The 18,876-nt window shown below is 39.4% G+C and carries 19 protein-coding genes; 13 read left to right on the top strand and 6 right to left on the bottom strand.

Annotated features, from left to right (window positions below; genetic code table 11):
• Positions 1 to 8 precede the first annotated feature (8 nt).
• From I5349_RS04165 to I5349_RS04140, 6 genes are all read left to right on the top strand, one after another.
• Positions 9 to 3,050 (top strand): tetratricopeptide repeat protein, encoded by a 3,042-nt coding sequence (locus tag I5349_RS04165; protein WP_226389471.1) that lies wholly within the window; start codon positions 9 to 11, stop codon positions 3,048 to 3,050.
• Positions 3,037 to 4,704: a TonB-dependent receptor gene (locus tag I5349_RS04160; protein WP_226389470.1), complete on the top strand. Its 1,668-nt coding sequence runs from the start codon at positions 3,037 to 3,039 to the stop codon at positions 4,702 to 4,704. Before I5349_RS04165 ends, I5349_RS04160 begins: the two co-directional genes overlap by 14 nt.
• Before the next feature lie 122 nt (positions 4,705 to 4,826).
• Positions 4,827 to 5,483 carry an SPOR domain-containing protein gene (locus I5349_RS04155; protein WP_226389469.1) on the top strand — a complete coding sequence of 219 codons (657 nt, stop codon included), beginning with the start codon at positions 4,827 to 4,829 and terminating at the stop codon, positions 5,481 to 5,483.
• 1 nt (position 5,484) lies between these two features.
• On the top strand, positions 5,485 to 6,168 hold the full coding sequence (locus tag I5349_RS04150) for a MotA/TolQ/ExbB proton channel family protein (RefSeq protein ID WP_226389468.1): 684 nt from the start codon (positions 5,485 to 5,487) through the stop codon (positions 6,166 to 6,168).
• Positions 6,168 to 6,557: an ExbD/TolR family protein gene (locus I5349_RS04145; RefSeq protein ID WP_226389467.1), complete on the top strand. Its 390-nt coding sequence runs from the start codon at positions 6,168 to 6,170 to the stop codon at positions 6,555 to 6,557. The genes I5349_RS04150 and I5349_RS04145 overlap by 1 nt, the downstream gene beginning before the upstream one ends.
• Position 6,558: 1 nt before the next feature.
• Complete coding sequence (locus I5349_RS04140) at positions 6,559 to 7,455, top strand: energy transducer TonB (RefSeq protein ID WP_226389466.1); 897 nt, start codon at positions 6,559 to 6,561, stop codon at positions 7,453 to 7,455.
• Between the two features lie 62 nt (positions 7,456 to 7,517).
• Here the strand turns inward: I5349_RS04140 and I5349_RS04135 are convergent, their stop codons facing one another.
• The 4 genes from I5349_RS04135 to I5349_RS04120 form a co-directional block, all read right to left on the bottom strand.
• The gene (locus I5349_RS04135) at positions 7,518 to 8,030 is read right to left on the bottom strand and encodes a cupin domain-containing protein (protein WP_226389465.1); all 513 of its coding nucleotides are present in this window, start codon (positions 8,028 to 8,030) and stop codon (positions 7,518 to 7,520) included.
• A gap of 144 nt (positions 8,031 to 8,174) precedes the next feature.
• Positions 8,175 to 9,968, bottom strand: a complete 1,794-nt coding sequence (locus I5349_RS04130; protein ID WP_226389464.1) for a sensor histidine kinase — start codon at positions 9,966 to 9,968, stop codon at positions 8,175 to 8,177.
• A 107-nt stretch (positions 9,969 to 10,075) separates the two neighbouring features.
• Positions 10,076 to 11,329: an aminodeoxychorismate synthase component I gene (gene pabB / locus I5349_RS04125; RefSeq protein ID WP_226389463.1), complete on the bottom strand. Its 1,254-nt coding sequence runs from the start codon at positions 11,327 to 11,329 to the stop codon at positions 10,076 to 10,078.
• 77 nt (positions 11,330 to 11,406) lie between these two features.
• Entirely contained in the window at positions 11,407 to 12,135 is a 729-nt protein-coding gene (locus tag I5349_RS04120; protein WP_226389462.1) for a YceI family protein, read from the bottom strand.
• Positions 12,136 to 12,275: 140 nt separating this feature from the next.
• Here I5349_RS04120 and I5349_RS04115 point away from each other — a divergent pair, with 140 nt between their 5' ends.
• On the top strand, positions 12,276 to 12,794 hold the full coding sequence (locus I5349_RS04115; RefSeq protein ID WP_226389461.1) for a gamma carbonic anhydrase family protein: 519 nt from the start codon (positions 12,276 to 12,278) through the stop codon (positions 12,792 to 12,794).
• Between the two features lie 43 nt (positions 12,795 to 12,837).
• Here I5349_RS04115 and I5349_RS04110 read toward each other — a convergent pair whose 3' ends face one another.
• Entirely contained in the window at positions 12,838 to 13,593 is a 756-nt protein-coding gene (locus I5349_RS04110; RefSeq protein WP_226389460.1) for a DUF547 domain-containing protein, read from the bottom strand.
• A 43-nt stretch (positions 13,594 to 13,636) separates the two neighbouring features.
• Positions 13,637 to 14,362 (bottom strand): sterol desaturase family protein, encoded by a 726-nt coding sequence (locus I5349_RS04105; protein ID WP_226389459.1) that lies wholly within the window; start codon positions 14,360 to 14,362, stop codon positions 13,637 to 13,639.
• A gap of 121 nt (positions 14,363 to 14,483) precedes the next feature.
• Here I5349_RS04105 and I5349_RS04100 point away from each other — a divergent pair, with 121 nt between their 5' ends.
• The 6 genes from I5349_RS04100 to I5349_RS04075 all read left to right on the top strand — a co-directional run bounded on the left by I5349_RS04100 (position 14,484) and on the right by I5349_RS04075 (position 18,837).
• Complete coding sequence (locus I5349_RS04100) at positions 14,484 to 14,816, top strand: arsenosugar biosynthesis-associated peroxidase-like protein (protein ID WP_226389458.1); 333 nt, start codon at positions 14,484 to 14,486, stop codon at positions 14,814 to 14,816.
• A 2-nt stretch (positions 14,817 to 14,818) separates the two neighbouring features.
• A complete protein-coding gene (gene arsS / locus I5349_RS04095; protein ID WP_226389457.1) occupies positions 14,819 to 15,874 on the top strand; it encodes an arsenosugar biosynthesis radical SAM (seleno)protein ArsS in 1,056 nt (351 codons plus the stop codon).
• A 3-nt stretch (positions 15,875 to 15,877) separates the two neighbouring features.
• A complete protein-coding gene (locus I5349_RS04090) occupies positions 15,878 to 16,495 on the top strand; it encodes a TIGR04282 family arsenosugar biosynthesis glycosyltransferase (RefSeq protein WP_226389456.1) in 618 nt (205 codons plus the stop codon).
• Positions 16,488 to 17,459 (top strand): arsenosugar biosynthesis arsenite methyltransferase ArsM, encoded by a 972-nt coding sequence (arsM, locus tag I5349_RS04085; protein ID WP_226389455.1) that lies wholly within the window; start codon positions 16,488 to 16,490, stop codon positions 17,457 to 17,459. Before I5349_RS04090 ends, arsM begins: the two co-directional genes overlap by 8 nt.
• Before the next feature lie 106 nt (positions 17,460 to 17,565).
• On the top strand, positions 17,566 to 18,132 hold the full coding sequence (locus I5349_RS04080; RefSeq protein ID WP_226389454.1) for a DUF6134 family protein: 567 nt from the start codon (positions 17,566 to 17,568) through the stop codon (positions 18,130 to 18,132).
• Positions 18,133 to 18,144: 12 nt separating this feature from the next.
• Complete coding sequence (locus tag I5349_RS04075; RefSeq protein WP_226389453.1) at positions 18,145 to 18,837, top strand: TIGR04283 family arsenosugar biosynthesis glycosyltransferase; 693 nt, start codon at positions 18,145 to 18,147, stop codon at positions 18,835 to 18,837.
• Positions 18,838 to 18,876 lie beyond the last annotated feature (39 nt).

The raw sequence follows: 18,876 nt of genomic DNA, 5'->3' as shown, positions 1-18,876 counted from the left end.
CTTAGTTCATGAAAAAAAATATCCTGCTATTTCTCTGTTGTCTTACCCTAGGTACTAGCTGGGCACAGAGTACGCTCTATCAAAATGACCCTGAAAAAAAACTAGATGAAGCTAGACTTCTGATGGATAAGCAGCAATATATAGCTGCTTATGAGTTGCTTGACTCTTTTTTAGCAGAAAACAGCAATGAGACTTGGCAGATAGAGGGCACTTACTATCAGGCGCTAGCTGCGCTCATGGCTGATCAGCCTCAGGGTGAAGGGATGCTCAAAAGATTTATAGAAAAGTATCCAAACCATGAAAAGGTAAACAATGCATACTTTGAAATAGGACAGTACTATTTCAATCAAAGAAATTATCCTGTGGCAGCTGCAAATTTCAGGATGGTCAATACTAACAAGATGAAAGAGCAGCAGCGATTTGAGACGCAGTTCAAGTTGGCTTATAGCTACTATCAAAGAAGAGATTATAAAAATGCAGCACCATTTTTTGATTTAGTGAAGCGTAGTACAAGTGAGTACGCTTTTGATGCAGCCTATTTTTCTGGCTATGTGTCGATGGAGTTGGGTGATTTTGACAAGGCACTGGTAGACTTTAGGTCCGCTGAGAGAAGTAGTACTTATGCTATCAAGGCACCTTACATGATCACTATGCTGTATTACAGGCAGGGTTATTTCAATGACTTGGTCAATTATACGACACCTATACTCAAGGCTGCCAATAGACGATTAGAAAATGAATCACTCATCAATCTCATGACTGCTGATGCACTCTTTGAGTTAAAGAGAACAGCTGAGTCAGCGCCTTACTATGAGCGATACTTAGCCCTCGAAAAAACAGCTCCAAGTAGAGAAATCAGACAAAAGATTGGGATGGCCTTTTATCTCTCTGGAGAATATACCAAAGCGGCTAATAACTTTAAGGAAGTGGCCTTGGTTGCTGATGGCTTGGGACAAAATGCAAGCTATTACTTAGGAGTTTCTTATCTCAAGGCAGGCAATAAGACCTTTGCTATTACGGCTTTTGATGCTGCTTCTAAATTAAGTTTTGATAAGCAAGTACAAGAAGAGGCTTTGTTTAACTATGCAAAAGTAAACCTTGAAGTCGGAGACTTTGGGAATGCCATCAATGGTCTAGATAAATTCTTAGATCAATATCCCGCAAGTAGCTATGCTGATGAAGCCAATCAACTCTTCACAGATGCACTAATCAATACTAATGATTATAATAAAGCGATCACACACATTGAGAAAATGCCTCGTAAGTCAGATAGGATCAAGTCAGCCTATCAAAAAGTGACTTTTTATAAAGGCACTGAATTCTTCAATGATGGCAAGTATCCTAATGCTGTGACGATGTTTACCAAATCTCAGACATTTCCTATGGATGTGGAGATTTCGTCTGAAGCCACTTTTTGGACTGCTGAGGCTTATGCTTTGACCCAAAACTATGCAGAGGCCATCAAGTACTATGAGCAAGTGATCGCAAAGGAAAGGACTAGTACAAGTGAGCGTGCGCTCAAATCTAGATATGGCATGGGATACGCTTATTTTAATACAAAGGACTATGCCAAAGCACTAACTCAATTCAAATCATACGTAGACCAGACTCAAACGCGTCCCAATAGACTCAACTATGAGGATGCCTTGATCAGACTGGCGGATTGCTATTATGTTTCTAAAAACTTCTCTCAAGCAGAGGCACTATTTAAAAAGGCGATTTTGGATCGAAATCCCGCTAGAGATTATGCCCACTTTAGGCTTGGTGTGATTTATAATTTCCAAAATCAAAATACCCAATCTATCGATGAATTGGACAAATTGATCATCACATATCCAGACTCTAGGTATGTAGAAGATGGTTTATTTCAGCGAGGAAGAGTGTATATGGAAATGGGGCAGTATCAGCCAGCAATCTCTTCATTTGATCAATTGATCACGCAGAAGCCTTTGAGTCAATTTGTGCCTTATGCCTTAGAAAATAGGGCTGTTGCATACTCTAATTTGCAGCAGTATGATAGGAGTGTGGCCGATTATAAAAGGATACTGGATGACTACCCTACTTCGGCTAATGCAGATGTAGCTTTGATAGGTTTGCAGGGGATTTTGCTCAATCAAAATAAAGTGGAAGAGTTTAACACTTATCTAGCTAAGTATAAAACAGCGAATCCAGAAAACTCAGCAGTTGAAAATGTGGAGTTTGAAGCAGCCAAAAACTTATATTTCAATCAAAGTTACGAGCGTGCTATAGCAGCCTTTAACAGTTACAAGCAAAATTATCCAAAGAGTGCATTGAATTTTGAGGCTAACTATTTCATTGCTGATTCATACTATAGAATGAATGATTTCACTCAGGCTTTGAAAGGTTTCTATCAAGTAGTCTCAGACAATAGATCAAGTCAAGTCAATCGTGCGATCGAAAAAGTAGCCGAGCTTGAATTTGGTGCTAAAAACTATACAGCTGCGATCACCTATTTTAGAAGAAGTCTATCACTTGCTAGGAATAAGCGTCAAGAATATGATGCTTTCAATGGTTTGATGGAGTCATACTACATATTAGGCAACTATGATAGTACACGATTCTATTCTGATAAAATACTTGCTCAAGGAAGTGTTACTACTGAAGCAGAGAATAAGGCATTGCTTTTTAAAGCAAAATCTATATTGGCAGAAGGCCGTGGGGCGGAGGCTATTGATGATCTTCTTCAGGTGATCAATGGAGCCAAAGATCAATATGGTGCTGAGGCGCAATACCTACTTGCTTTCTATTTTTATGAGCAAAAAGACTTTGCAAAATCCATTCAAACGATCTTTGACTTTGCTAAGAACTTCATGAACTATGAGTACTGGTATGGAAGGTCATATCTACTGCTCGCAGATAACTATATCGGTCAAAATGAGCTCTTTCAAGCTAAGGCAACCTTGACTTCAATTGCAGAAAAATCTCCACTAGAAGAAATCAGAGAAGAAGCACGTATCAAGCTGCAAGAGATCACTGAAAATGAAGTAGCGTCTACACCATCAAACACAGCAACAGATGATCAGCAATAAGACATTATTCATAGGGATATTTAGCTTGTGTTTTGCAGGCTTTGCGACAGCACAAGATCAAAAAAGTGGTGAAATAAAGGATGCAGAGTTTATCATCCAAAAGGACAGGTTGATCACACTTCCTGTAGCGTCTAGAAATTTTGAGAAAATACCACCTGTGCCTAAAGCCAAGCCTTTAACTTCTATGCAGTATCAGTTCAAGGATTTTGCTTTCCCTGTGCCAGGTATCAGTACAGATGTTAGGCCTTTTAACTTAGCTTTTAAGCCTCTTGAGAAGCAGACTTATCCGCTCTATGTGAAGCTTGGATATGGTAACTATAACACTCCTTATGGTGAGCTCTGGTATAATTCTCTCAACAGTGATCTATATACTTATGGAGTGCATGCCAAGCATATCAATTACATGAATGGGCCAGTGGATCAACAGAATTCTGCTGAGAACCATACGAATATTGCCTTGAAAGGACAGTATTTTGGTAGGACGTCAGTGATCAAAGGAAACATTTTCTTCGATAGAGATCAGTATCATTTTTATGGATATACACCGATACCAGCTACTGAGATTTTGGCAGAAGATATTCGACAGCGATTTGTCAATTTTGGAGGGCAAGTAGGAATAGAAAATCTGGATAAAATGGATGCTTTCACCTACTCAGCGACACTAGGTGCGAGGTTCTTTCAGGATTTCTATGAGGCTACTGAAAATGAGATTACGATCACAGGTGGCTTAGCTTATCAGCCTCAAACTAATTTTAAAGTAGGATTAGATATTGGTACTTACTTGACTTCTCCTAGAGATCTCAATGTCAACGTGAATAGAAACCTTTTTAGAGGAACGCCATATTTGACCTTAGGACAACCTGATCAGCTTTATTTTAAAGGTGGTGTAAATGTCGTCCAAGAAAACGATGACTTTGTAGGAAAAGAAAGCGATTTACATATCTATCCTACACTTTTGCTATCCTATCAGATCATCAAAGAGCTCGCAGTAGAGATCGCTTTGGATGGAGATATGGAGCGCAATACGCTACTCTCTTTTGTCAACATGAATCCTTGGATGAGAAATGATCTCAATCTGCTGAATACTAATAAGCTGTATGAAGCTTCCGCCAAAGTGAATGGACGATTAGCGGGAGATTTCAATTTCGAAGTAGGCTTTAGTTATGCAGAGCGTACCAATGAAGCTTTTATGGCCAATGCTGCCTCAGATTCTACTAGGTTTGATCTTATCTATGAGTCAGGATTTAGCAGAACTTCTAATATCTTCGTGGGCTTCCACTATGATAAAAATGACATCTACAAGGTAGGGCTTAGAGCGGATATGTACAGGTATGATTTAGAAAATTTACAAGAAGCCTATCATAGACCGCAGTATAGCATCAAAGTCTACAATACAGTCAAGCCATTAGCAAAATGGACTTTCCAAGGTGATGTGACCTTTATGGGAGGGATAGATGCGCTTAACCTTGAGTCAGGATTTACGACTAGACTTGACCCATTTATAGATCTTAACTTTCGAACAGATTTTCAAATGACTCCTAGAGTGGGCTTATTCCTCAATCTGGACAATGCACTTGGAAGAGAATATCAACGATATTTGAATTACGATACTAGAGGATTCCAGATTTTGGGAGGTTTATCATTTAAACTTTGATAAAATATTCCTTTGAGAAACAGTCCATTGGAATAATTTAATCCTTTATTTTGATGCGATTGTCAAAAAAACCTTAGATTAGAGTTGATTTAAACTACCAAACGAACAACAATTTTTATAAAATGGCACAAAAAAATCCGAAAGGTCAGCAAGGAAAAAGTAATACAAATAAAAAAGATGATGATTTTGGCTTGCCGGAAGTAAACTTAAATCCCCTAGAAGAAGGCCTAAAACCAACTTCTACTCCTAAGAAAACCACTGCTCCTTCGAGCACTAAACCCATACCAAAGATGGAAGAAAATACAAACAGTTCAACAGAAAACACTGAATCATCCAATAAAAACGGATTGGTTGCAGGGATTGTTATTGCCTTGATTGTCTTGATAGGTGCTTTAGTTTACTACAACTTTTTCTATCAAAAAGAAGAGCCTGTCATCGTACAGCAAGAAGCGCCAAAGCCAGCACCTGCACCAGTAGAGCCCGAGCCTGTGATCGAAGAGCCGATTGTAGAAGAGGTGGTACCTACACTTGAGTATGTTCAAAGTAGAGCAGGTAGATATTTTGTGATTGTAGGTAGTTTCATCGATGATGATTTGGCCGCAGACTTGGCAAAGAAATTGATGAGTGAGGGTACTAGCTGCAAGATCATTTATCCTTTTGGAAATAAGCTGTTTTACAGATTGAGTGTTTCTGATTTTGATAATGTTCAGGACGCTTTAGCACATGCTGAGAGCATACAAGCTAATTTTGAAGAAAAACTTTGGGTTCTTAAATACTAAAATGATTTTATTACAAGCAATCTCCACTTTTCAGGCAGATTCTACGATGGTAGAAGGAGCCGGTGAATCTCTTTCAGTTTTAGAATTACTCCTAAAAGGAGGCTATTTCATTATTCCATTAGCATTATTGTGGCTAGTAGCGATCTACATTTTCTTTGAGAGAATGTTGACGCTTAAGAAGGCTGCCAAGACATCTCCTCAGTTTTTGGATCAAGTGAAATCGCTCGTTCAAGCTGGAGATGTGAATGGCGCTAGGCTACTATGCAGTCAAGAAAATAGCCCTGTATCTAAAATGATTTCTAAAGGGATTTCTCGAATTGGTAGCCCGCTGAAGAATATTGAGGTAGCCATCGAAAACGTAGGCAAAGTGGAAATCAATAGACTAGAGAAAAACCTGTCTACATTGGCAACAATCGCTGGTGCGGCTCCTATGATCGGATTCTTAGGAACAGTGACAGGGATGATTCAGGCCTTCATCGCGATTGCGCAAGAGGAGGGGTCTGTCAGTCCTAAATTGCTATCTACTGGTATCTATGAGGCTATGATCACGACAGCTACTGGTCTTGTAGTGGGTATTTTAGCTTATCTGGGATACAACTATCTAGTGACTCAGGTCCAAAAATTAATCCATAGCATGGAATATGCTACGATAGAATTCGTTGATCTATTACAAGACTCTAAATAATGGGACTACAATCAAAGCTTAAAGTAGATGCTAACTTTAGCATGTCCTCGATGACAGATATCATATTTCTGTTATTGATCTTCTTTATGCTCACAGCTTCATTTATCACACCTTCGGGTTTGAAAGTCAATTTACCGAGTAGTGCTTCTACGAGTATCGTCATGCAAAATGTCAGTGTGACTGTGACCAAGGATATGCAGTTTTCGGTTAATGACAAGAGAGTGGCTAGAGAAGATATCAAAAAAGAACTTGAGGTAGCACTTCAAGGAAATCCTGGTTCTGTGATTCTGCACATAGACAAGGATGTGCCCTCAGAGTATCTGATAGAAGTAGCAGGAATAGCAGCATCACTAGAAGCTAATGTAACAGTGGCAGCAAAGCCTAAATAAGATGATACAACAAGAAGAAAATAAAAAAGAAAAAAGAACAGCTGCTCTACTCACCCTCGGTGTCAATGCAGCTGTTTTGCTTTTATTGATCTTTCTGATCGCTTGGAAGGAGCCTAATCCACCGATTCCAGAGTATGGTATATCGCTCAATATCGGTTTTGGTAATCCTGGAAGTGACAATATCGAAAGTACGAATCCTAGCACTAATACAGAGTCAGAAAGCATAGAAGACTCTGCGCCTATAGAATCTGTAGAAGAAGCTATAGAGGAGGTTGCGAAGCCTACTCCTGTGCCTGCTAAGCAAGTACCCACCAAGGAAGTCGTTGAGGCTGTACAGAAGACTCCAAGTGCAGTAAAAGCAGAGGAGAAAAAGGTAGAAGAGAAGAAAGAAGAGGTTAAGGAACCCGTAAAGGAAACTCCTAAAGAGGAAGTTAAAAAAGTAGAGCCTCCTAAACCAAATCCTATGGGGCAGTATGGAGCAGGAGGGACATCAGGCACGAGTTCTGAAGCTGCCAAAGGTGGTAATCAAGGAACAAGTACTCAAACTGGGAATGCGGGTGATCCTAAAGGTACGGTAGATGGCAAGGGATTATATGGTGCTGGTGGCTCATCTGGTACAGATGGCTCTTCGCTAAACATGTCAGGCTGGATTTGGGATAGTAAACCTAATCCTAAAGATAATATCTCCAATACCAATGGAAGGATAGTGTTTGAGATCAAAATAGACGATAAAGGAGAGGTGATTTCTGTAAGGACTATAGAGAAAAATGTCAGCCCAGCAGTGGAGCAGATCTACAAAAGAGAAGTAGAGCAGTTGACCTTTAGAAAGCTTCAATCTAATACAAAGGCTGCTTCACAATCGGTTGGTACGATTACCTTTTTGATCAAAGTGAATTGATAATACTACCTTGTGTATAAACAAAACCCTCAGATAGTATTCTATTTGAGGGTTTATACTTTTTAGACTCTTTTAAAGTCATCTTGTACTCTTACGATATCAGCTTCATCTGATGGATTTTCAGGGGCAGTATGCATCCATATCTCTGCTACAACTCCCCAGTTATCCAGACCTACGAGACGATGTCTTTCCCCTTGCTCCATTTTGATGATCTGCCCAAGTGCCAATGTTTGAAGTGGCCCTTCTTTGTCTGTAAAACTAGTGACCACAGCGCCTTCTCCTCCGACTAGCTTCCATATCTCTGCGCGTCTATTATGATACTGCCATGAAAGCCGTGTATGAGGAGCTACGATTAATATTTTGGGGCTAATTTTCAGGTTAAGTTGTTCAGCTGAAAAAGTTAAGTTAGCAAAAAACTGTTTTCTAAACTGAGCTACGTGAGACTCATGTATCACGATGAAACCACCCCAAGGTCTGTCAGTATCTTCACTGGCTATGGTGTATTGATTGAATCGGAGCCACTCTCTTATCTGTTCAAAAATTTCAGTTTTAGAAAGTTCTTTTTGTATCTCCATGGTTTATAGGTTGATCACGTAATCTGGTGTATCGATTATTGGATAAAGGCTCAAAGATAAGCTTTTATCCGCTCTAGCACCTATTGCTGTGTGTAAAATAGTGATTTGAACAACTAAAATGATGCTTCTGGAAAGTAAACGAAGCTAAATGACTTTTCTGAGAATGTTCGAGTGAATTAATTTTTCATCATAAATAGGCAATGTGAAAGAAAACTTACTGCCGCTTCCTATTTGACTCTCTATTGTCAATTCACCACCATTTTTATGCACAAATTCCCTCACAAGCATCAGTCCTAAACCTGTACCTTTTTCTTGGGCAGTACCGATGGTGCTGAAGGTATTGTTAGCATTAAGTTTTTCAATATTTTCCATACTGATTCCTGTACCATTGTCTTCTACAGTGATACGTATTTTATCATTTTCTTCAGAGGCTGATACCGTGATGTGTTCTCCGCGTTTACTGAATTTGATGGCATTGCTTAAAAGATTCCTGATAATGATATCTACCATATCTTCATCAGCACTAGCCATTAGTTTATTGGGGATATGGTTGATCAGTTTGATTTCTTTTTCCTGTGCTTTGCTTTGAAGCAGTCTAAATTCTTTCTCTACAAGTCCATGTAAGGAAATATTGTGCACGTTGAGTTTTTCACCTTCCAGTTGACTCTTAGACCAAGTGAGTAAATTGTCCAGAAGAATAGCTGTAGCATCTATATTGGTCGTGATATCTGGGATTAAATTGAGAAACTCTTTTTCAGAAATATCTCCAGATTTTGTCAAACTCAAAATGTCTTTGATGCCAGACAAAGGCCCACGAAGGTCATGCGCGATGATCGAAAAGAGCTTGTCTTTGAGTTGGTTGAGTGTTTCTAGCTGGTTTTTCTGTTCTTGAAGTAGCTTAGACTGCTTTGTCTCCTCTGTGATGTCTCTAAACAAAATGAGCATACCACTGAAAATTGTTTTTCGCTCAAAAAGAGAAGTGGTTTTGACTAGAAATTCTACAGGCTCATCATTGATATTGATAGTAACTTTTAGCTCTGTCTCATAGCGATCTTTGATGATCTCATGCAGCTTTTGAAGATTAGGAAAGACTTCTTGGAAGCGTTTACCTACTGGCTGAATTGTAGGCAGGTTAAAATACTGATTAGCCGCTTGATTGACTTCTATGATATCATCTTTAGCATTGATGATGATTAGGCCTTCTTGCATGGCATTGATGAGCTTCTCTTTGGCCACAGGGATCACATCGAAAAGTCTGAACTTCAACATCCCTAGACCTACGATCATATAAGTAGCTAAAAAGGTATAAGGTGTCAAGTCAATATGCCCAAAAGGTCGATAGCCTAATAGATAAATGACATTTCCTATCCAAGGAATGAAAGAGGAAAATACGATGATATTGATTTGCTTTCTATAGACACTATCTGCCTTGATAAATCTTGAAATCAATAAGTAATTGCCCCAAAGTAGTGTCACATAAAAGAAAATAGTGTGTACAGCATACCAGATGCCAGGCACTAAATCGAGTAATGGAAATGGCCCTGAATTGTCCACCGAGACACTTTTGTAGTGTAGCTGGTGATAGCTATTCGTCCAAACGATGATCAAGGTCAAAGTGGAGATCAAAAAAAGACTTCCTATGGTAACCCTACTTACCCTTTCAAATTGATTGGTGAATTTGAGGCAGAATATGATCCAAAATACAGGGGCATAAGAGATCGCGATATACTCAAGCTTGATCCAAAAGAGCATTTCCTCCAGTGTGCCTACTGATAGTTCTAAGCCATAAGTTACACCCCAAAATGATATAGCAATCATCGTTAAGGTGAACCATCGTACAGTATCACCGAGTCTTTTGAAAATAACAACTGACAAAATAGAAACTACTAAACTAGAAGTCAGAAGGGTAAGGGAGTAGATGTTAAGGTCAAAATTCATTCAAAACCGTTAACTGGAATCATTAATAACGAAAAATACAAAATGATTTTTTGAGAATTAATCACTTAGTCAAATAAATTATTTGAAAGTTTTAAAGTATGTAAAATTTATAACTGATCCAGTATTTGAAGGATCGCTTTGGCTTTGAGTAGGCATTCCTGATATTCTGCCTCTGGATCAGAGTCATATGTGATGGCACTGCCTACTTGAAATGAAAGTTTGCTCTGATCCATATCTAGTAGGATAGTTCTGATCACTACATTGAAGTCAAAGTCTCCTTCAGCAGTTATGTAGCCGATGCTTCCTGAGTATAGTCCTCTACTGACTGTTTCATACTGATCGATGAGTTGCATCGCCATGATCTTAGGCGCTCCTGTCATGCTTCCCATGGGAAAGGTAGCTTGTAGTATCTCTTTTAAACCGACATTTGATTTAGCTGTAGCACTAACACTAGAGATCATTTGATGCACTTGCTCAAAGCTATAGATGCCAAACATTTCTTCCACTTTTACCGAGCCACTCTCACTACATCTCGCTAGGTCATTGCGGACGAGGTCTACAATCATCATGTTTTCTGCACGCTCTTTTTCACTATGAGCTAGTTCATGTTTGAGCGCTAGATCTATAGTTGGATCTTGATCTCTTCGAGTAGTGCCTTTGATGGGCTGGGAGAGGAGTTGCTGCGCTTTCTTTCTTAGAAATCTCTCCGGAGAGGCACAAAGTGCATATTTTTGATCCCATTTAAGAAAACTCGAAAAGGGCTTAGGAGAAGCAGTATTGAGTGAGAAATAAGTAGAGACAGGGTCTAAAGTGTCAATTTGTGCATGAAATTCCATGCAGAGATTAAGCTCGTAAACATCTCCTTCATAAATATGTTGTCGCACTTGGTTGACCTTTTCTAGGTAGGCTGCTTTTGGCATACTAGCGTGTATAGCACCTAGCTTCAAGGGGTATTCTTGGATACGTTGCTCTATGATCGCTTGATAAATTGCTGCTGGATCATCGCTAATGATTGTTACTTCTGAATCATTCAGCCAAGTGATCAAGATCTCAGGTTCAAAAAACCCTAAGGCAGGAAACTCTACAGTAGGTGAGTTTTGACTGGTTAGCTTTTCGATTTGATTTTTAAGCTCATAGGATAAGAAGCCAAAGGCGTCTTTTTGTGCTAGATGATCAAGTGATTCTAATCCATCAATAGGAAGTACAGACTGAGCCGCAGCTAGTTTTTTTTCAAATGCTCCAAAGGGATAGTTCGCTGTATTTGGATTAAGAAAGCAAGTATAAATAAAGTATTGATTGGCCCAGTGGAGTGCTTTTTGCTCAAAAAGTAAAGGGTCGGTTAGAGTAAATACTTGCTTCATATCGATACTTTGGGCAAAGATCATAAAAAAAGGGAAACGGTCTAAGACCATCTCCCTTTTAAAACGACTATTACTATTTATTGATTTGCTTTAACAGAAAATCCAACGTTAACAGTGTTGTAAACGAAAGCGTCTTTTGCCTTATCAGCTACAGTAGCCTCGTCACCGTAAGACACACCCCAGTCGATTCTGTTGATGTTGAATCTTGCTTCTGCAGATACACCTGCTTCAGATACCTCAACTCTAGCTGGGAATGTGATGTTTTTAGTTACACCTCTCATAGTCAAGTTACCAGAGATCAAGTGTGTAGGGTTAGCTACCATGATCTCAGAGTTTGACTTAGGCGTATTGTCTGACTCAAACTGCTCAGCATCTGTCACTACACCAGAAGTGTAAGCCTCAGCGCCAGTTACTTCAAAAGAAGCCTCAGGGAAGTTAGCTGTGTCAAAGAAGTCAGCAGACTGTAAGTGACCGAATAGTTTTCCATGCATCTCAGAACCTGCTTCTAGGTCTAGGATTTGAAGGTTAGTCAAGTCAAAAGTGAACTGTCCACCTACTACTGTTCCTTCATTTACTTTGATGTTTCCGCTTACAACTGGGATAGTACCATTGTGCTGTCCAGATGGCTTATAACCTACCCAAGTAACTTGACTAGCCTCAGTATCGATTGCTAGTTCAGTTGCATTGTCAGTAGCAGATACTTCTTTAGCATCTGTAGCTTCTACAGCTGAATCTGTCTTAGGTCCACAGCTAGCTACGATTAGAGCAGCCGATAAGAAAAGACCTGAAAGTTTTAATAGTTTCATAATTTGTTTTGATTGATAGTTTTTTGAAAAATTGATGTATATACACGAGAACAAAGGACGTGCTAAAAAGTTCAAATGTTTTTAAAAATTTTTAATAGATTTTTAATCCTTATTTTTGACCTGTAAGAAACGAAGAAAATATGGCCTTGATTAAGAAAGTAAGAGGGTTTGAGCCTAAAATGGGCGAAAACTGTTGGTTAGCAGAAAATGCTACTGTGGTAGGTGAAGTCACTATGGGTGACAATTGCACTGTTTGGTTCAATGCAGTCGTAAGAGGAGATGTGCATAGCATCACTATCGGTAACCACACCAATATCCAAGATGGGGCTGTAATCCACTGCACTTATCAAAAGGCCAAAACGGTCATTGGAAATAATGTCTCTATCGCACACAATGCAATCGTCCATGGCTGTACGATTCATGACAATGTCCTAATCGGTATGGGAGCTATCGTGATGGATGATGCAGTCGTACATAGCGGTGCGGTGATAGCAGCAGGAGCAGTTGTACTAGCAGGAACGGTAGTAGAAGCCAATAGTATCTATGCAGGCATGCCAGCCAAAAAAGTAAAAGATACTGGTCCAGAGATGCATGATGTCATAGCGCGCACGGCAAAGAATTATGTCATGTATGCAGGCTGGTTTGATAAAGAAGAATAGGAGATAGTCATAAAAAAAGCCTTAGTTTCCTAAGGCTTTTCATTTACAAGTCAGTGTATTGACCTAGTTGAAGTGTCCAATCATATTCAATGAAGCTGATTTTATAATCCGTGTTATCGATGATATCATACTTTATTAAGAATTCTTTGATTCCTTTTTTGCCTCCAAAATCTCCTCTAAACCAGCTAAAAAGCATAGGAACGGCTACTTCTCCATCTTTTACTTCGCACTCTGATTTGAGATAGCCTCGGACTGCACGCTCTAGCTCATCGTCCACTCGATCCGCTGTGTAATATGCAACTGCTGGACAGCTTTTTGCCCCGCAGTTCAGTGCAAAGTGAATGCGAGGATCCACCTTCTCTAGTCTAAATTGCTTTTCATATTTGCTAGGAAAGAGTTTGCCTATATAGCCCATACCGATTTTCACCTGAGAGCTTCGTATGATACCGTGCTCGATCATGTCTAAGCTAAGCGTCTCACCAGCAATTTTGATTTGTTTTGAATTGAAAAATTGAGAGCGCTTTTCAAATAGATCGGCATTTTCCTTTAATATTCTCTGCACATAAGCATTGTAGATATTTAGCCAGAAGGCTTTCTTTTTGGCTTCTGTATTGAGTTCTTGGCTGAGAACTTCGGGGGATACATTGGCCAGACTATCTTCCTTACTTTGAGTATCCTCATCGTATCTTACAGAGAGGAGAAACTCTTGGGATAATTTGCCATATACATCTTGTGCTTGTGTCATAGAAGGAGCGACTAAACAAATGGTCAAGAGTGAATAAAATATGATTAATTTCATGAGTTTGCGTTTGTTTGATATACGTGCTTTATGGGAGGGTAGATTACTCGGGCTTGTCAAGTCCATAAGTAATGTCTCCTTCATTTTGACGAAAAGTACGAAAGATTTTATCCCAAATGGATAGGAGTGAGCTATAATTTGAATCTGTTTCTATTTGCTTGTTAGAATGATGCACACGATGCATCTCAGGCGTTACTATCACGTATCTCAGCCACTTGTCTAGTGTAGCATTGATCCTAACATTGGAATGATGAAAAAGAACCACAGGAAAAAGTAAAGTTCCATGAACCAGTACTGCTAAGACACTCACTCCGAATAAGGGGAAAAGCAGCATTCTAAAACCATAAGAAAAGAGTATCTCTACCAAGTGAAACCGAAATGCACTTGTTGTATTGAGTTGTGTGTCTAGGTGATGAAAGCTATGAAACTTCCATAGAAAAGGCCAAGTATGATTGGCTCTATGCCAGCCGTACATAAATAGATCGATGAATAGCAGCTCTATCAACAGTAAGATGGATAATGGCCAATCGAAGTGATGGAGCAAGCCAATTTGATTTTCTTTCGCAAAAGTTAATAACTGTTGAAAATAAAATCCTGCAAAGAAGATTAAGAGAAGGTTGGCAGCACCAATCAGCAAATTTTTAAAGTCATGCTGTCTTCTATGTTGCTGATGCTGAAAGGGTAAAGCTGACTCAGCTAGGTAAAGCAGTACGAAGCTGATGCCAATCAGATAAGGTTGTATGTTTTTAACCCAATCAAAGCTTTCCATAATTCTCAATTAATTAACTTCAAACGAAACAAATAATCTTACAATTATTTACTACCTTTTGTAAGACTAAAGATCTAATCGAAAAGTTCAAACGTATATTTTAAATAAATAAGCAGCAAACATGAAAACATACTACAACCCTGAAGACCTTAAAAAATTTGGTAAAATCGGTGACTTTCAGAAGCCTCTAGCGGATAAGTTTTTTGATTATTATGGAGAGGTATTTAAAGAAGGTGCCTTGACAGCCAGAGAGAAGTCCCTGATTGCATTAGCCGTAGCGCATGCTATCCAGTGTCCTTATTGCATAGATGCTTACACGACAGATACGATGGAAAAAGGATGTGATGAAGAACAAATGATGGAAGCAGTGCATGTAGCAGCCGCTATCAGAGGTGGAGCCTCTTTGGTACATGCCACACAGATGATGAACAAAGCAAACGAACTTAGTATGTAATTATGAAGTCTTTAAAAGCCCAGCAAAGTAAATTATCCAATAGTACTTACGAATTAGAAGTTTTAGAAGCTAATACACCCACAGGCTTTGAAGAAACAGCTTTTAGTCAAAAATTAAGAGGTATCAATCTCTACCCACTCAAGCCTACCCAGATAGAGATCCTTCAGATCAATATGGGTAAGATGTGTAACCAAGTCTGCAAACACTGTCACGTAGATGCAGGACCTGATCGTAAGGAGATCATGACGCAAGATGTGATGCAGCACTGTCTGGATGTGATCCGTCAGCATGATGTCAAAACGGTAGATCTCACAGGTGGAGCACCAGAAATGAATCCTAACTTTAGATGGTTTGTCACAGAAATACGAAAGATTAGTCAGTCAGTTAATATTATCGTTAGGTGCAATTTGACCATTATCGTAGCCAATCCTAAGTATAATGATCTCCCAGAGTTTTTTAAAGAACACCAAATAGAAGTGGTTTCCTCTTTACCTTATTTCACTGCCAATAAGACGGATTCTCAAAGAGGCGATGGCGTATTTGACAAATCAATCCGAGCACTTGAAATGCTCAATGCGGTAGGATATGGTGTAGAAGGTTCTGGCTTGACGCTCAACTTGGTATATAATCCATCAGGAGCATTCATGCCAGCAGCACAAGACGCCTTAGAGCTAGAGTTCAAAAAGCGTTTGAAAAACGGTTATAACCTGGTATTTAATTCACTCTACACGATTACCAATCTTCCTATTAGCAGATTTTTAGATTACCTCATCAATAGCGGTAACTACGAAGCATACATGGAAAAGCTGATTTCGGCTTTCAATCCTGTAGCTGCAGCTAATGTAATGTGTCGTAATACGATCTCTGTCGGATGGGATGGCTATCTATTTGACTGTGACTTCAATCAAATGCTTGACCTGAAAGTAGCAGCTGAGGGAAGTCAACATATAGCCGACTGGAATCAAGCGGCCTTGACCAATAGAGAAATCATCGTCAAGCAGCATTGCTATGGATGTACCGCGGGAGCTGGATCTAGCTGTGGGGGAGCGACTTCGTAAGGTATGCAAGATCAAAAGAATGCCTTGATCATCTTCCAAAAGAATATGGTTTTGGGCAAAGTCAAAACAAGGTTAGCTGCTACGGTAGGAGATAATGCTGCTTTGGAGATCTATCGTGAATTGGTAGCCTATACTCATGCTGTTTGTAATGAGGTAAAAGCCGATAAGTGGCTGTTCTTTTCTGATGAGCTTATAGCAAGTGAAAAAACAAGCTATCAGCATTATCACTATGCTACACAATCAGGTAAAGACCTAGGAGCTCGTATGTTGCAGGCTTTTACGCACTGCTTTGATCAAGGATACGAAAAAGTACTCATCATCGGTACTGACTGTGCTGAGTTGAGTAGTGAGATCTTAGAGACTGCCTATAAAGCGCTAGATGATCATGAAGTAGTAATAGGTCCTGCTGCTGATGGAGGATACTACATGCTTGGCATGAGACATTTGTACGCTGACTTGTTTGCTGCTATACCATGGAGTACTGATCAAGTGCTATACTTGACAGAGCAAGCTCTCCAAAAACAAAGGGTAAGCTATCAGAAACTAGCGGTGCTATCTGATATAGACAATGAAAATGATTGGAATCAATATAAACACTTAATTCACCAAAATAATGAGTAACTATTTAGATGCTACCGAGGATGTTTACAGAAAAGCAGCCCTCACACCAGATGTAGGCCTTTGCTGTACGACTACCCCTGTATGGCAGTTGCCTCAGTTGAGTATTCCTAAGATCATGCTAGAGATGAACTACGGCTGTGGTAGTACAGTACATCCAAGGGATCTGGTCAATAATCCAACGATACTTTATGTCGGTATTGGTGGCGGTATGGAGGTATTACAGTTTGCCTATTTTTCTAGAAAAGAAAATGGCGTGATAGGAGTAGACATCGTAGATGAGATGATCGAAGCCTGTCAAAATAACTTGGTTCTAGCAGAAAAAGAAAACGATTGGTTCAAAAAGGAATTTGTATCGGTACGTAAAGGAAGTGCTTTGGCACTCCCAATAGAAGATAGTTCGATCGATGTAGCTGCTCAAAACTGTCTTTTCAACATTTTCACTAAGCATGACTTAGAGCTAGCGCTTAAAGAAATGTATCGTGTGTTAAAGCCACATGGTAGACTTGTGCTAAGTGATCCTGTTACAGAGAATCCGATGCCTGAATCTCTGAAAAATGATGATAGACTGAGAGCATTGTGCTTAAGCGGGTCTTTACCACTGGCTGAATATCTCAAGATGATCACTGATGCGGGATTCGGTACAGTAGAGGTCAGGGCTAAGCGTCCATACAGGATCTTAGATCCAGGACATTATGATACTGCTGAAAATATATTCTTAGAAAGCGTGGAAGTTTGTGCTATTAAAGATCCTATGCCAGCGGATGGCCCATGTATTTTCACTGGCAAGACGGCCATCTACTATGGTAATGAGCAGTATTTTGATGATCATAAGGGACACACATTGATGCAAAATCAGCCGCTTTCTGTCTGTGATAAGACAGCTCAAGCGATCAAGAACCTAGGTAGAAAAGATATTTTCGTATCAGAATCTACTTATTTCTATGATGGTGGAGGTTGCTGCTAATAGTATATCAGAATGATTAAGACACCTAGATAAGTTAAGGATAATCCTTAACTTATCGTTTTATGAATTATTCACTATGTCAAAACTCATTCTAATCTGTTTCTTTTTGTTTTTAGTCAGCCTAGGCACGTCATCAGTCTATGCGCAGACTAATCAAAAGTACGATATTACGGTAGCTGGTTTCTCTATAGGGGAAATGACAGCTAATCGTTTTCAAAAAGCAGATACTACTTATTATGTGCTCACTAGTGATGTGAGTTTTTGGTTTTTTGGTACGATCAAGCTTAGCTACAAGACTACTTCTAAGTATGTAGGCAAGCAATTCATCTCCTCACAGGTCATCACCAATACCAATAAAGATGACTTTGAGTCCAATGTTTATAAGCAGGGTAACCAATATATCGTCAAAGCTGAGACCTACAAGTATGCATTAGACACTGTCATCAAAAAGCAAATCGTCTATAGTGCTGCTAGGCTATATTTTGATGAACCTAAGCTTTTCAAAGAAATGCTTGCTGAAAACTATGGCTTACTTTCACCGATTACGCCTCATGATGGTTACTATGAGGTCGATGTCAATGGCAATCAAAATAAATTTTACTATGAAGATGGTGTCATGGTGAGAGCTGTCATGGAAAGTCCCATCAAAAACTTTGTCATCAAGAAAAAGTAAGTTTTCGACTCTATGCAAATCAGTGTCATCATTCCTACGCTCAATGAAGCTGAAAATATCGCTTGGTTAGTACCTTTTTTATTCGAAAATCAGTCTGGTTCTACCCTAGAAGTCATCGTAGTAGATGCTCAAAGTGCTGATGATACGGTTACTATCGCTAGTTCGCTAGGTGCTAAAGTATTACAAAGCTCTCAGCGATGTAGGGCGGCTCAAATGAACTTAGGCGCACAAGCAGCCAAAGGAGATGTCCTATATTTCGTCCATGCTGATACGAAGCCTCTAGCTTCTTATGTGAGCGATATTGAGGCTAGTTTGGCGCAAGGTTATGATGCTGGATGCTATCGCTATCAATTCGATTCTGACAGACTGATTTTGAAGATCAATGCTTTCTTTACCCGATTTGATCGGATCTATTTTCGAGGTGGGGATCAGACTTTATATGTCAAAAGGGAAGTGTTCGAAGCATTGCAAGGCTTTGATGAGTACTACACTATCATGGAGGATTATGACTTTTTGATCAGGTTGCGTGCTAACTATCGCTTTCACATTATGCAGAAAAGTATTTTAGTGTCAGCGCGCAAGTATGATACTAATAGTTGGCTTCGCGTTCAGTTGGCTAATCTCAAGGCATTCAGGATGTTCTTTGCAAAAAAGCATCCAGATGAGATTCGAGCAACATACAAGCAGATGCTCGACTATAGATGATTTATCTTTATACTTTTGATTAAAGGTTTTGCTACTTTC

The sequence above is a fragment of the Penaeicola halotolerans genome, assembly GCF_016464625.1.
In the GTDB taxonomy this organism is placed as follows: domain Bacteria; phylum Bacteroidota; class Bacteroidia; order Cytophagales; family Cyclobacteriaceae; genus Penaeicola; species Penaeicola halotolerans.
Note: the sequence above shows the minus strand (reverse complement) of the source record. Positions and strands in the feature narration are given on the sequence as shown.